The organism is Shimia sp. R9_1, from assembly GCF_017743775.1.
Taxonomy (GTDB): Bacteria; Pseudomonadota; Alphaproteobacteria; order Rhodobacterales; family Rhodobacteraceae; genus Shimia.
In genome coordinates this window covers 555,528-569,231 of the sequence record NZ_JAGHRN010000001.1, presented here as the reverse complement: position 1 = coordinate 569,231, position 13,704 = coordinate 555,528, and the positions used below count along the sequence as shown (strand labels likewise).

Genomic DNA, 13,704 nt, shown 5'->3' with positions numbered 1-13,704 from the left:
CCTCCCTAGATGTGTGCCTTCTGGACGTGTTTTTGTCTCACCAGGGCCGAAGGCACTAACCTGGTGTTGTCTTTGGTGGCATGTTGCCCTTCCTCTTCCGAATTCTGGTCATGGGGCCGCGTCCTCCAAAATGAGGTCGCTGGCTTTCTCGCCAATCATGATGGCGGGTGCATTGGTGTTGCCGCTGACAATGCGAGGCATGATGGAGGCATCCGCAATGCGCAGGCCGTCGACCCCAATCACCCGCAGGCGCGCGTCCACCACGGCCATGGGATCCGTGCCCATTTTGCAAGTGCCTGTGGGGTGATAAATTGTGACTGCGGTGTTGCGTGCCCAATCCAATGTGCCCGCCTCATCGTCATAGGCAATTTCGCGGCCCGGTGCGTATTCTTCGGTGATTTGCGACTTTAGCGGCTCGGTCTGCGCTATTTTCCGCGCGATCTGAATGCCTTTCACGATGGTGTGGCAATCGGTGTCGGAGGCAAGGTAGTTCGGATGGATCTCTGGGTGATCATCGATATTGGCGGATTTCAACTCCAGATGTCCTGCACTTTCCGGGCGCAGTTGCAGCACCGAGGCCGTGAAGGCGGAGAACTTATGAGCACCCTCTGCGGGGCTGTCCGCGCTGAACGGTTGAATGTGAAACTGGATGTCCGGCGTCTCAAGATGCTCAGCGGTTTTGAGAAACCCCGTGCCAAGGCTTGCGGCCATGGTCATCGGGCCGCGCTGGGTAGCAGCGTATTGCAGGGCGATGGCCGCCTGTTTGAGGATATTGCTGGTCTCAACATTGATGGTGCTGAGGCGGGTTTTGAAGACGGGGCGTGCCTGCAGATGATCCTGCAGGTTTTTGCCGACCCCTTTCAGCGCAGCTTTGGGCGAGATGCCATGGGGTGCGAGCGTATCCGGGTCTCCGATGCCGGAAAGCATCAGTATCTGCGGGGAACCAATGGCCCCAGCGCTTAGGATGACCTCGCCACGCGCGGTTATGTCTTGCGGCTTGCCTTTCAGGCGCGCCCGCACACCGGTGGCGCGGCCATTTTGAAAGAGTACTTTCTCGGTTTGCGCTTCGGTGAGTATCTCAAGGTTGTGTCTGTGGCGCGCAGGCGCGAGGTAGGCAACTGCCGAGGAGCACCGTCGCCCACCTCGCATTGTGAGCTGAAAGTAGCCCACACCTTCTTGATCTGCGCCGTTGTAATCGGGGTTGCGTCGGTAGCCTGCTGCCTCCGCCGCGTCGACCCAAAGATCGACAACCTCCCGTGTAAGGCGGGAGTTTTGCACAGATAGAGGCCCGTTTGTGCCGCGCAGGCCAGAGCAATCTTCGCCTTCCCAGCGCTCTGAACGTTGAAAATAGGGCAGCACATCATCCCAGGCCCAACCGGTGCAGCCAAGCTGCGCCCATCCGTCGTAGTCCTGCGCCTGTCCGCGAACATAGAGCAACCCGTTGATGGAGCTGGAGCCACCCAGCACCCGCCCGCGCGGCCATGGAATGGAGCGCCCCGCGATGCCGGGATCGGGTTGTGTCTGATAACGCCAGTCGGTGTTTGGGTTCCCCATGGTGCGGAAATAACCGACGGGGATATGGATCCATGGGTTGCTGTCGCGCGGGCCAGCCTCCAGCAGCGCAACGGTATACCGCCCGTCTGCTGAGAGCCTGTTGGCAAGAACACATCCGGCTGAGCCGGCGCCCACTACAACGTAGTCAAACTCCAATTTTCCTCCCAAAAGTCAAAAAATGAGACTTTTTGTCTTGTTTTTTGCTCAATTATTGACGCTACAGTGATTCACGCATAAATCAAAACCTTTATTACCTAAGGGAAAGATGGCCGAGACTGACCGCATACCGACCAATCTGCGCACGCTGATGATCCTCGAGATCCTCGGGCGCAGCGATCAGGCGATGACCGCAACGGAGATCAATGCCGCGCTTGGCTTGCCCAAGCAGACTGTGCATCGCCTCTGTGCAACGCTGGAGCAGAACGGATTTCTTACTCGCCAAGGCAATTCACGTCGCTTTCAGGTGGCGCGCCGGTTGCGCGAGCTTGGGGCAGGTTTGCTCTATAATTCTCGCGACCACATCGCCCGACGGCAGATCCTTTTGGATGTGGCGCATCAGATCGGTGAGACGGTGAACTATGTGGTGCCGGAAGATGCGGGTATGAGCTATCTGGATCGCGTGGAAACCGATTGGGCGTTTCGCATTCAGCTGCCGATTGGCACCCATGTACCGTTTCACTGCACCGCAAGTGGGAAGAGCTTTCTGGCGAGTCTGGCACCTGCTGCCCGCAAGAGATTTGTTGCGACGCTGACCTTGGAAGGCATGACAGAGGCGACACATACGTCGCAGGAAAGCCTGCTCGAAGAACTCGCTTTGATCGCGCGGCAGGGCTACGCGCTAGATCAGGAGGAGTTTTTGGAAGGTATGGTGGCACTGGCCGTACCGGTGAAAGATCCGGCTGGACGGTTTGTCTCCGCCCTCGCATTTCATGGGCCGACGCAGCGGGTCAAACTTTCGGAAGCTGTAGAGCGGGTTGATGTGCTTCACGCTGCGGCCAAGCGGCTGAGCGCAGCGCTTTTTGAGCAATCGTAGTTTTTCGACGTGTTGGGCGTGCTATCTAAGCGGCGACCGCTCAATCGCTGCCGTTGGCTGTTGGATCTGTGGGGGTGCTCTGAGCGAACTTTTGAATGATTGGTTTCCACCCTTCCGGCACCGCGGCATTGCCTGACAGAACATCAGAGAGTTCTCCTGTCTGGGCGTCCAACTCTGCGGCAAGGGCTTCGAGGTCTTTCTCTCCATTGTCCAATAGCGCCTGCAGAACCTTGGTGTAGCTCTGGTCGGAGACAAGATTGCCATTCTGGAGCGGGAGAGGAGGGTCAACCTCTTGGTTCGGATGTGGACGCAGATCGGTGAATAAAGTCTCGACCGGGCGGCGCAGCGCTGCTGCGATGAGTGTCTGATGTTCCGGCGTTGCCGGGCTTTCCCCGCTCAGGATGTTTTGCAGATCTGAAGGATGGATGCCGAGGATGGAGGACAGGTCATCAGGGCTGAGACCTTCGCTCTGCGCGATGGCGTCCAGCCCAATTCCCCAGCGGGTGATGTCATCAGAAGCTTCAAAGAAGCGATGACCAATCTGGGCCATGCGCGCATAGGCGCTTTCGGAGAGAAGCCCGGAAATGATGCCCAGAAAGGAGATGAAAAACGGATTGAGTGAGCCCGGGTCGATCCCCGTTGAGAGCGTGATTTGCCCCGCTTTGGCAAACACAAGGATGACAAAGGCGCTCATACAGCCGACCAGAGGCAACATGGCAAGGCTGCGGATGCTCAGTTTGTCGCTGCCAAGGAGTTTCCAGGTCATGGTAATGACGCTGCCCAAAATGCCCATCGACATGGTCAAAACCATCACCATGACCGGGCGTGGCAGGTAGATCAGATAGGTGTAGCCCCAGCGGTAAAAGAACCCGATTGCCGTGATGTGCTGGCTGAGCGGGTGCTCGTTTCGGATTGTCGTGGCTTTTTTTAGAGGTTTTCGCGATATGCCATGAGATCGGAGGTCTCTATGTCGAGCCGCATGCCATAGAGGCGATCATTCTGTTCATCGAGATTTTCGATTTCCCGGCAGAACCTATTGGTGATTGAGTTCGCATCTTTGCCGTCTCTCTGGCACTCGGCCTGGGCCATGTGGAACAGTTCAGTCTCAACAAACTCCCAAAGCGCGAGTGAGGCGTAGTAGTCGATGGATTGCGGAGAGGTTGCGCTATGAAAATCGACATATGAGACCCAATCATCAGAAGTCGCGAAATTCGCTGACCTTTGGTTGGCGTTAAATTCAAGGTTTTCGTAGTGATCCACCTCATCCAGCTGTCGCCAGATCGTTTCCTGCTGCATGACAACCTGCTGTTCGGCCAAGGCGATATCCTGGAAGGTGCCTTCAATCTCTGCGGCGACAAATTCATCATGAAGCAGGATTGTGCTGAGGCTGCCAACGACCATCCAGATGGTGAAGGCATAGAGCACGAGAAGCCAAGTGATCGCGAGGCAGGTCCCGATAAAGGCACGCGCCATTTCCGCGATATTCAGAACGCCTTCTTGCGAAGGTGTTATCCGCCGCAACACATTGGCAAATCCACTCATAAGAAAACCGCTACAAAACCAATCAACAAAACGATCCTGTCAATATAGCATAAAACGCCGCAATCTCACGACTGATCTATTTGCGGGTAGGTTTGCGCCGGCTCGAGAGGGAGAGCCGAGAGGCGCTGCGCCCGCTCTGTCGCGGGGTGCCGCGTGGAGCGGTCTTGAACAAAATAGGGGCCCGCCAACGCTGGCGAGCCCCGAACTGGTTACACGGTCTGATCTAGCGCTCAGGCGCCGACCATGCCGACAATCTCATATGTTTTCTTCAGGATCGGTGCAGCGAGCTCGCGGGCCTGGCCTGCGCCATGGGCAAGGATTTTGTCGATCTCTGCCTGATCCTGCATGAGACGCGCCATCTCGGTGGAGATCGGAGCGAGCTTCTCAACAGCCAATTCGGAAAGCATCGGTTTGAACTCCGAGAACTGCTTGCCGCCGACCTCTGCCAGCACCTGCTCCACTGACTGTTCTGACAGGGCAGCGTAGATGTTCACCAGGTTGCGGGCCTCTGGACGATCCTCCAGACCTTCGGCTTCAGAAGGCAGGCCTTCCGGATCGGTTTTGGCCTTGCGGATCTTCTTGGCGATGGTGTCCGCGTCATCAGTCATGTTGATGCGAGAGGCATCTGACGGGTCAGATTTGGACATCTTTTTGGAGCCATCGCGCAGAGACATGACGCGAGTGGCAGCACCTTCGATCACCGGCTCGGTGACCGGAAAGAAGTCCACGCCATAGTCGTGGTTGAACTTGATCGCCACATCGCGGGTCAGCTCAAGGTGCTGCTTCTGATCTTCGCCCACCGGTACGTGGGTGGCGTGATAGATCAGAATGTCCGCCGCCATCAGGGCAGGGTAGGCAAACAGGCCCAGAGAGGCGTTCTGCTGGTTTTTACCTGCCTTGTCTTTCCACTGCGTCATGCGCTGCATCCAGCCCATACGGGCGACGCAGTTGAAGACCCAGGCAAGCTGCGCGTGTTCAGGTGCGGCCGACTGATTGAATAGAATGGATTTCTGTGGGTCGATGCCGGCGGCGATAAAGCCTGCACAGAGCTCGCGTGTCGCATGGCGCAGCTTCTCAGGATCTTGCCAGACGGTGATCGCGTGCAGGTCAACCATGCAGTAGACGGTCTCATGCGTACCGGCCTCTTGCATGTCGACAAAGCGCTTCATCGCGCCAAGATAATTGCCCAGCGTCAGGCCGCCCGAGGGTTGGATCCCGGAAAAGACGCGTGGGGTAAAGGTGGAGGACGTTTGGACCGCCTCGTTCATAGGAATACTCCGTCTGGATTTGTTAACGCGCTTGGCTTACCTACGAGGTCAAACCCCGTCAAGAAGTACGGGCAAGGAGTACAGGCATGTCACATCCCGACGATCAAAGCCCCATCAACCCGCTGCCGCCCGTTGTGACGGCATTGTTCCTCATTCTGGCGGGGGTGGAGGCCGTGTTGTGGCTGGGCTCGCAAGGGATTGTGGGCGGGCCAACGGCGGTGGGCTGGCGTCTGGAAGCGATCCAGCGCTATGCGTTTTCAGCTGAAATCTTCGATTGGATGATGACCACTGGTAACTGGCCATTGGAGCATGTTGTGCGTTTTGTCAGCTATCTGTTTGTGCATGGCAATTTCACTCATGCGCTGTTTGGCGGTGTGTTGCTGCTGGCGATGGGAAAGATGGTCGGCGAGGTGTTTTCTGGCTGGGCGACCTTGGCAATTTTTGTGATCTCCGGGTCCGTGGGCGCGCTGGGCTATGCGGTGATTTTGGGCAGCGCTGTCCCGTTGCTTGGCAGCTATCCCGGTGTTTATGGCCTGATTGGAGCGTTCACATTCTTGATGTGGACACGGCTTGGTGCCGTTGGTGCGCCTCAGGCCCGTGCCTTTTCCCTGATTGGGATGTTGGTGGCGATCCAGCTGGTGTTCGGGCTGATTTTTGGCGGTGCCCCTGATTGGGTTGCGGATGTGATCGGGTTTGGCGCGGGCTTCACGATGTCTTTTGCGCTGACCCCGGGTGGCTGGCAGCGGATCGTTGAGAAAATCCGCCGCCAATGAGGATCATCTAGGCCGCGTTTTCGTTTTCCATGTTGCGCACGGCTAGGCCGAGTGCAATTGCGCTGATCCCGTTGGACAGCATCTCGACAGCCAGAAGCAGACCCAGCAGCACAGATGCTGACTGCGGGAAGTTGTTGAGTACCATCAGGCCCAGTACCACCGAGATGGCGCCTGACAGGACCAGTGCCAGCCGGGCGCTACCCTGAAAGCTCACCACCCCAAAGACCAGTTTGAACGCACCTGAAACGAGAAACAGGATGCCCGCGATCAGGGACAGAGACAGCAGGCCGCGCAGGGGCTCACCAACGATGTGTACACCAACAGCAGCCGCCACAACACCAAGCAGCCCCCCGACTATTTTTGCGCCTGTTGAGTCTGCGCGAAAAGCCGCAAATATCTGCAACAAACCCATCAGAACAAAGCTCCAACCCACAAACAAGGTGGCTGTCAGTGAGGCAGCAAAAGGATAGGCCAGTGCGACAATGCCAAGAACGATGGCCAGTGCGCCAACGATCATCAAAAGGATCTACGTCTTCATTCCGCTCTCCATAAATTAATCAATGGAGCGATCTAAAGGCGAGTGGTGCGGTTTAAGCAACCGTTAATAGTTAGTTTTGATGTCTATTGCGGCGGGAGGCATTTCGCAGATCCTTGAGATCGAAGGCTCCAATCACACGGCCGACCAGGAAATAGACCATAGACCCGAGCAGGATTAGGGCCAATAGCGCAAGATAGCGCCAACCTGTGGTGCCAAGCCAAGGCGAAAGCGCAACAGCCAGCCACCAGAGGGCGCCGCCCATAGCAGCAGATGCAGCGCATATGCGCCAGAGCCGCCGCCTCAGGCGGGTGTCAAAGCGTGCCACGTCGCCAAAGCTGCGCGCCCCCAGGGCCAGTTGGAGGACCATGATCCATGAGGCGACTGTGGTTGCAATCGCAGGTGCGAGCCACTGCAGGTAGGGCGCCAAACCGATTGCGATGCCCGCGTTGATAACCATGGCCCAAACCGCGTAGTGGAAGGGGCGCTTGGTGTCTTCACGGGCAAAAAACAGGGGCTGCAGAAGCTTTTGCAGAACAAAAGCGGGCAGGCCGATGGCGTAAATGGCAAGAGCGGTTGCGATGGCTGCGCTGTCGTCCGCGCTTGTCGCCCCGCGTTCAAAAAGGACCGACACCAACGGCAGTGGCACCACCAGAAAGGCCACCGCGCAAGGGATTGTCAGGAACATGGAGAATTCGCCTGCGCGGGAAAACGCGTTACGGGCGCCACCGGAATCGTTGGCTTTCAGGCGGCGGGACAGGTCGGGCAACAAGACGATGCCCACCGCAATGCCAATCACGCCAAGGGGGAGCTGATAAAGCCGGTCAGCAGCATAGAGCCAGCCTACCGAACCGGTGAAATCAGACGCAACACGCTGACCCACCAGAAGATTGATTTGAACCACTCCGCTGGCCAAGGCGGCGGGGACTGCCACCCGCACCATTTCCGACATCTCCGGCGTGTAGCGCGGAAGTTTGAGGCGAATGTTGAAGCCAACCTTGCGAGAGGCGATCCAGACCAAGCCCAGCTGCAAAATACCGCCAACCGGGATCGACCAGATCAGCCAGTTGATCACCGGGCCGCCGACCCAATGCCCGATCACAAGCGCCGGGATCATGACGATGTTGAGCAGCGCTGGCGCCGCCGCGGCGGCAGCAAAGCGCCCTGAAGCGTTCAGAACGCCGGAAAACAAAGCGGCAAGCGACAAGCACACAATGTAGGGAAAGACGATGCGGCCATAGCCCACGGTAAGGTCAAAACGCTCATCGCCAGAAAATCCATCGGCGGTCAGCCATACCATTGCGGGCATGAAAATCATGGCTGTAGCTGTCAGAGTGAGGACAGCCGTGCTCAGCAGGCTCAGCGCGTCGCTGGCAAACCCTTCGGGATCCTCGCCGCCTTCGTAGCGCTTGGAAAACATCGGCACAAACGCGGCGTTGAACGCGCCTTCGGCAAAGAAGCGGCGAAACATATTGGGCAGACGAAAGGCTGCCACAAAGGCGTCCATCACCGGGCCGGGGCCGATGTAGCTGAGAAGGAGAATTTCACGGGCAAACCCCAGAATGCGGCTTGCCAAGGTCCAGAACCCGACGGTCAGAAACCCGCGCATCAGGCGGATCGGTTTCATGCGTTGGCCCTCTCAGCGCCTTTTTTGATGGCGTCTCGTAACTTCTTTTCAAGACCCTTCTGTTTGCCATCCGCGTGGAACTTCAGACCGAACATGTCTTTGACATAGAAGGTGTCGACGACCTGCTCGCCGTAGGTCGCAATGACCGCTGAGGCAATGTAGACGTTGGCGTTGGCCAAGGTGCGGGTGAGGTCAAACAGAAGGCCAGCACGGTCGCGTGTGTCGACCTCGATAATCGTATAGATCTCAGAGCCTTCGTTGTCGAAGTTGATTGTGGTTGGCACGTTGAAAGCACGTTCGCGTTTTTTGATGACGTCCCGCGATTTGATGGCTTCTGTGGTGACCACTTCGCCCGCCAGCGTCTTTTCGATCATCTGCCGCAAGCGCGGCAAACGGCCCGCTTCATAGGGCTTGTCTTCAGCGTCCTGAATCCAGAAGGCAGCAGTGGCGTAGCCGTCCTTAGAGGTGAATGTGCGTGCATCCACGATGTTGGCCCCCACAAGTGCCAGTGCGCCGCACATGCGGGAGAAAATCCCCGGGTGATCTGCCATGGCAAAGCAAACACGGGTTGCGTCGCGATCCTCATCAGGATGCAGGTCTATGCGGACTTCATCATCCGGGATTTCGCGTAGCAACTCTGCGAAGACTTTATGCGCGGTGATGTGCAGGCCCTGCCAATAAGGTTCGTAGTGGCGGCCAGTCTCTTTCTTGAGCTCTTTGGATGGCCAATCAGCCAGCTCCTGCCGCAGCAGCTTCTTCGCTTGCGCGCCGCGGTTTTCGCGGGTGATGGATTCCATGCCGTCCTCAAGAACAAGCTTGGTCTGCCCATAAAGCGCGCGGATCAGCACCGCTTTCCAGTTGTTCCATGTGTCCGGACCAACACCACGGATGTCGCAGACCGTGAGAACGGTCAGGAGATTCAGCCGGTCGACGGTTTTCACGGCTTTGGCAAAATCACGAACGGTACGTGGATCGGCGATGTCACGTTTCTGGGCCATATCCGACATCAACAAGTGATAGCGCACCAGCCATTCAACCGTTTCGCTTTCCGCCTTGTTGAGACCCAGCCCCGGAGCCACTTTGCGTGCGATTTGTGCGCCCAAAACGGAATGGTCTATGTCACGGCCTTTACCGATGTCGTGCAGCAGCATGGCGACCATCAGAACCTTGCGGTTGATGCCGGTTTTCAGGATTTCGGAGCTGAGCGGCAGTTCCTGTTGCAGCTCTTCGCGTTCGATCTCGGCGAAGTTTGAGATCACCTGAATGGTGTGCTCATCCACGGTATAGGAGTGATACATGTTGAACTGCATCATCGCTACGATGGGTTCGAACTCCGGAATGAAAACAGACAGAACGCCAAGCTCGTTCATCCGGCGCAACGCACGCTCAGGATTGCCATGCTTGAGCAGCAGGCCGAGGAAAATGCGCTGGGCTTCCTTGTCTGAACGGACTTTATCATCGATCAGGTGCAGGTTGGCTGTGACCAGCCGCATGGCATCCGGATGGATCAACATACCGGTGCGCAAACCTTCCTCAAAGATCCGCAACAAATTCAGCGGATCTGCAAGAAAGGCTTTTTCATCAGGCACATCCAGGCGGTTGTGGGTGACGACATACCCCGCCTTCACGCGGGGGCGGCGGCGGAAAATGCGCTCCAGAAGCGGTTCGCCCTTGGCGTGAATCGCTTCCAGTTTGGTCAGCAGAATGCGGGTGAGATCGCCGACCGAAGTGGTGTGGCGGAAATAGTCCTGCATGAAGTGCTCAACGGCACGCCGACCGCCTTTGTCCTGATAGCCCATGAACTCTGCGACCTCGACCTGAATGTCGAAGGTGAGTTGCTCCACCGGGCGTCCGGCGAGAAGGTGGAGATGCCCGCGCACGGCCCAAAGGAAATCATCTGCGGCAACAAAGCGCTTCAGCTCATCTTTGCGCAGAACATCCTTGGCCACGAGTTCGGAGACATCGGTGATGCGGTAGACGTATTTCACGATCCAGAACAGCGATTGCAGGTCGCGCAGACCGCCTTTGCCTTCTTTGACGTTGGGCTCCACCACATAGCGCTGGCCTTGCTTCACATGGCGGGCATCCCGCTCATCCAGCTTGGCTTCGATGAATTCTCGTTCGGTGCCTTTGAAGAGCTCTTCTTCAAGGCGCGTGTTGAGTTCTTGTGAAAGCGGCTCGTAGCCGCGCAGGAAGCGATTCTCCAAAAGCGCCGTGCGGATCGTGAAATCCTCGCGCCCCAGGCGGAGACAGTCTTTCACGGTGCGGGAGCTGTGGCCGACTTTCAGACGCAAATCCCAGAGGATGTAGAGCATCGACTCGATCACACTCTCCGCCCAAGGTGTGATCTTGTAGGGCGTCAAAAACAGCAGGTCGACGTCTGATTGGGGGGCCATTTCACCGCGCCCATAGCCGCCCACGGCAAAGAGCGCGATACGCTCTGCTTCGGTTGGGGTGGCAAGGGGGTGAAAGCGTTTTGTGGCCGCGTGAAAGGCCGCTGCCACAAGGCAATCTGTGAGCCAAGTGTAGGAGCGGGTCATCGCCCGCGCAGCGCGTGGACTTGCACGGAAAGCCGCCGCGATCTGCGCCATGGCAGCTTTGCGGCGGGCCATCAGAAGGCCCACCAGCTCTTTGCGCAGATCGGTTTCCTTGCCTTCCTGTTTCAGGATTTCGGCAAGAGCCTCAGCAACTTCTGATCGATTGAAGATTTCATCTGCGTCGCAGATCAGCCCCGCCTCTGGCGGAGCTGGAAAGATGTCGCTGACGTCAGATGCCAGCACCTGCAAATCTTGTTGGGGCAGGGTCAATGATTACCACCTTTTTGTCGCGGATCGTGGCCACTGCCAGCCCGCGTTCGTTTGTTCCGTCTGTCCGCAGGCGGAAGATGCCGTTCACACCTTGAAAGCCTGCGCCCTGCGTGAGGGCTGATGAGGTAAGCGCATTGGCATTGCCGGATTTGACCAGCGCACCAATGGCTGCGATGCCGTCATAGGCTAGCCCGCCAATCGGATGGGGCAGACCGCCATAGGCCTGTGCATAACGGCTCTGGAACTGATCTGTCAAAGCAGGATCGGGCAGGGCAAACCAACCGCCCTGCACACCTGGCAGTTCAAGCGTTTGCGCAGGGATGTCCCAGCGGGTGAGGCCGATGAATTGCGTGGTTTCAGAGCTCAGGCCGGATTCGGGCAAAAGCTGCGTCAGCAGAGGCAGGGCGCCGGAGGTGTTTGATGTCAAAAACAGCGCATCCGCCAGATTTTGCTCTGCAGTGAGTTTGATTTGGCTCACCGCAGCGATCACGCCTTCTTGTGAAAACTCATAACCAACAGCACCTGCAGAGCGCGCGCCCTGTGCGGCGATGGCGTTGCTGATGGCGGTATTGCCAAGCTGTCCCGCGCTGTTTTGGGAATAGACGGACATGATGCCGTCTTTGCCATTTGCGCGCGCGAAAGCCACGAGGCGATTGGCGGTGTTGTCAAAAGTCGGGCCCAACACGAAGAGGTTGCCACCCGCGATGGTGGTGTTGTTGGAGAATGACAGCACGTTGACGTTCTGAGACGCAACAGCCGTTGCGGCGGCATTTGCGGCTTCACCGAAGACCGGGCCAAGAATAATTTTGGCACCTTCGTCGACGGCTTTGAGCGCCGAAGCCTGCGCAGTGGCAGGATCACCTGCAGTCGGATAGACACGCAAGTCGATTTGCACGCCTTCCAGATCCGCGATAGCCAGCTTCGCTGCGTTTTCAAGGCTTTGTGCCAGAAGTGCATCGCCGGAGTTGCTGGACCCTGCAGGTACGAGCAAGGCCACCGGAACCGGAGCCGTGGTCGAAATGCGTTGGCCGGTGTTCAGGCTGGATGGATCACAGGCTGCCACAGTAAGAACCGCTGCGCTGAGCGCGGCCCCTTTCACAAAGCGCGTGGCAGGTTTAAGAAAAGACAAAATCGGCAAAGCTCCACTCCCGTTGGGGTCGCGCCCGTGATTGCGCCCGGGCGGCGTTGGTGCGAATAATAAACGAGTGGAAAGGCGGGTCTACCCATGAAATTTCAATCGGTTAAATTGCAGCCGGGGTTGTACTTTGTCGCCACACCTATCGGGTCGGCACGCGACATCACCCTGCGCGCACTGGATATTCTGGCCTCTGCGGATGTGATCGCCGCAGAAGACACAAGGTCGATGAAAAAGCTCTTGGAAATTCACGGGGTGGCGCTGAATGGGCGTCCGCTTTTGTCTTATCACGATCACTCGGGCGAGGGCGCGCGCGCCAAGCTTCTGGCGCATCTGGAGTCAGGCCGGTCGGTGGCATATGCTTCTGAGGCGGGTACGCCGCTTATTGCCGATCCGGGCTATCACCTGTCTGTGGCGGCGGCCGAGGCCGGGCATCTGGTGACAAGCGCGCCGGGACCCAGCGCTATTATCACAGCGCTCTCTCTCGCAGGGTTGCCGACAGATTCGTTCTTCTTCGCCGGTTTTTTGCCCAACGCCAAGAAAGCGCGGCAGACCGCCTTGGAGGCCCTGCGCGAGGTGCCTGGCACATTGGTGTTCTACGAATCTCCCAAACGTGTCGCTGCGATGGTCGCCGATGCAGCCGAAGTTTTGGGCAGGACGCGGCAGGCGGCAGTAGCGCGGGAATTGACCAAAAAATTCGAAGAGGTGCTGCGCGGCAGCCTGTCGGATTTGGCGTCTGATTTGCCTGAGCGGCAGATCAAAGGCGAGATCGTCGTTTTGATTGATCGCCAACGCGGGGAAACGGCCAGCGAGGACGATGTTGAAAGCGCACTGAAAGATGCGCTTGAGGCGATGTCGGTACGCGATGCGGCGGATACAGTCGCCAAAGCCTATGGCATCAATCGGCGTAAAGTGTACCAATTGGCGTTGAAGCTGCAGAAAGCTGAGTAAAAATAGATGTGACCTAGCGGTTTGGGCGCATGAGGTTTGGTATGAGTGATGGGCATAGAGAAGATGCCGGACGCCGCAATTATCTGGCGGGGCAAGCAGCAGAAGACGTGGTCTCTCGCCATTATCTTTCGCTCGGAGTGACCTTAGTGGAACATCGCTGGCGGGGAAAAGCTGGCGAGATTGACCTGATCTTTCGCGACGGCGATGCGCTTGTTTTTGTGGAGGTCAAGAAAAGTCATTCGTTTGATGCTGCGGCAGCGCGCCTTTTGCCAACCCAAGTTCGACGCTTGAGGACGGCGGCGGAAGAGTTTGCGGGAAGAGAACCGGCTGGCCTATTGACCGAGATGCGCTTTGACGTTGCGCTCGTGGATGGCCAGGGGGATGTTCACATCCTTGAAAATGCGCTGTGGGAGATGTGAGCCCCCATTGCAAGCCGCCGGTGCATGGGCCATGTAGTTTGGGCAAATCAAGAGGTCTTT

At 57.6% G+C, this 13,704-nt stretch carries 12 protein-coding genes; 4 read left to right on the top strand and 8 right to left on the bottom strand.

What is annotated here, in order from left to right; translation table 11 throughout:
* Positions 1-108: 108 nt before the first annotated feature.
* The gene (locus tag J7399_RS02695) at positions 109-1,710 is read right to left on the bottom strand and encodes a GMC family oxidoreductase N-terminal domain-containing protein (RefSeq protein WP_209084002.1); all 1,602 of its coding nucleotides are present in this window, start codon (positions 1,708-1,710) and stop codon (positions 109-111) included.
* Positions 1,711-1,819: 109 nt separating this feature from the next.
* On the opposite strand from J7399_RS02695, the gene J7399_RS02690 reads away from it, so the two are divergent.
* The gene (locus J7399_RS02690) at positions 1,820-2,587 is read left to right on the top strand and encodes an IclR family transcriptional regulator (RefSeq protein ID WP_209084001.1); all 768 of its coding nucleotides are present in this window, start codon (positions 1,820-1,822) and stop codon (positions 2,585-2,587) included.
* A gap of 40 nt (positions 2,588-2,627) precedes the next feature.
* Here the strand turns inward: J7399_RS02690 and J7399_RS02685 are convergent, their stop codons facing one another.
* From J7399_RS02685 to trpS, 3 genes are all read right to left on the bottom strand, one after another.
* Positions 2,628-3,353 (bottom strand): helix-turn-helix transcriptional regulator, encoded by a 726-nt coding sequence (locus J7399_RS02685; RefSeq protein ID WP_209084000.1) that lies wholly within the window; start codon positions 3,351-3,353, stop codon positions 2,628-2,630.
* A 161-nt stretch (positions 3,354-3,514) separates the two neighbouring features.
* Complete coding sequence (locus J7399_RS02680) at positions 3,515-4,129, bottom strand: hypothetical protein (RefSeq protein ID WP_209083999.1); 615 nt, start codon at positions 4,127-4,129, stop codon at positions 3,515-3,517.
* A 230-nt stretch (positions 4,130-4,359) separates the two neighbouring features.
* The gene (trpS, locus tag J7399_RS02675; protein WP_209083998.1) at positions 4,360-5,397 is read right to left on the bottom strand and encodes a tryptophan--tRNA ligase; all 1,038 of its coding nucleotides are present in this window, start codon (positions 5,395-5,397) and stop codon (positions 4,360-4,362) included.
* An 86-nt stretch (positions 5,398-5,483) separates the two neighbouring features.
* On the opposite strand from trpS, the gene J7399_RS02670 reads away from it, so the two are divergent.
* Positions 5,484-6,170 carry a rhomboid family intramembrane serine protease gene (locus J7399_RS02670; RefSeq protein WP_209083996.1) on the top strand — a complete coding sequence of 229 codons (687 nt, stop codon included), beginning with the start codon at positions 5,484-5,486 and terminating at the stop codon, positions 6,168-6,170.
* 7 nt (positions 6,171-6,177) lie between these two features.
* Here the strand turns inward: J7399_RS02670 and J7399_RS02665 are convergent, their stop codons facing one another.
* From J7399_RS02665 to J7399_RS02650, 4 genes are all read right to left on the bottom strand, one after another.
* Positions 6,178-6,687 (bottom strand): DUF308 domain-containing protein, encoded by a 510-nt coding sequence (locus J7399_RS02665; protein ID WP_209083994.1) that lies wholly within the window; start codon positions 6,685-6,687, stop codon positions 6,178-6,180.
* 91 nt (positions 6,688-6,778) lie between these two features.
* Entirely contained in the window at positions 6,779-8,332 is a 1,554-nt protein-coding gene (gene murJ, locus J7399_RS02660) for a murein biosynthesis integral membrane protein MurJ (protein ID WP_209083992.1), read from the bottom strand.
* Positions 8,329-11,112, bottom strand: a complete 2,784-nt coding sequence (locus J7399_RS02655) for a [protein-PII] uridylyltransferase (RefSeq protein WP_348539440.1) — start codon at positions 11,110-11,112, stop codon at positions 8,329-8,331. Before J7399_RS02655 ends, murJ begins: the two co-directional genes overlap by 4 nt.
* Entirely contained in the window at positions 11,099-12,238 is a 1,140-nt protein-coding gene (locus tag J7399_RS02650; protein WP_348539439.1) for a penicillin-binding protein activator, read from the bottom strand. The genes J7399_RS02655 and J7399_RS02650 overlap by 14 nt, the downstream gene beginning before the upstream one ends.
* A gap of 126 nt (positions 12,239-12,364) precedes the next feature.
* Between J7399_RS02650 and rsmI the strand changes: the two genes are divergently transcribed.
* The gene (gene rsmI, locus J7399_RS02645) at positions 12,365-13,225 is read left to right on the top strand and encodes a 16S rRNA (cytidine(1402)-2'-O)-methyltransferase (RefSeq protein WP_209083988.1); all 861 of its coding nucleotides are present in this window, start codon (positions 12,365-12,367) and stop codon (positions 13,223-13,225) included.
* 41 nt (positions 13,226-13,266) lie between these two features.
* Positions 13,267-13,644, top strand: coding sequence for a YraN family protein (locus J7399_RS02640; protein ID WP_247738657.1), 378 nt, complete (start codon positions 13,267-13,269; stop codon positions 13,642-13,644).
* Positions 13,645-13,704 lie beyond the last annotated feature (60 nt).

Coding starts and splice junctions, on each gene's coding strand:
- J7399_RS02690 (WP_209084001.1), top strand. CDS start 1,820: ATGGCCGAGACTGACCGCATACCGACCAATCTGCGCACGCTGATGATC.
- J7399_RS02685 (WP_209084000.1), bottom strand. CDS start 3,353: ATGACCTGGAAACTCCTTGGCAGCGACAAACTGAGCATCCGCAGCCTT.
- J7399_RS02680 (WP_209083999.1), bottom strand. CDS start 4,129: ATGAGTGGATTTGCCAATGTGTTGCGGCGGATAACACCTTCGCAAGAA.
- trpS (WP_209083998.1), bottom strand. CDS start 5,397: ATGAACGAGGCGGTCCAAACGTCCTCCACCTTTACCCCACGCGTCTTT.
- J7399_RS02670 (WP_209083996.1), top strand. CDS start 5,484: ATGTCACATCCCGACGATCAAAGCCCCATCAACCCGCTGCCGCCCGTT.
- J7399_RS02665 (WP_209083994.1), bottom strand. CDS start 6,687: ATGATCGTTGGCGCACTGGCCATCGTTCTTGGCATTGTCGCACTGGCC.
- murJ (WP_209083992.1), bottom strand. CDS start 8,332: ATGAAACCGATCCGCCTGATGCGCGGGTTTCTGACCGTCGGGTTCTGG.
- rsmI (WP_209083988.1), top strand. CDS start 12,365: ATGAAATTTCAATCGGTTAAATTGCAGCCGGGGTTGTACTTTGTCGCC.
- J7399_RS02640 (WP_247738657.1), top strand. CDS start 13,267: ATGAGTGATGGGCATAGAGAAGATGCCGGACGCCGCAATTATCTGGCG.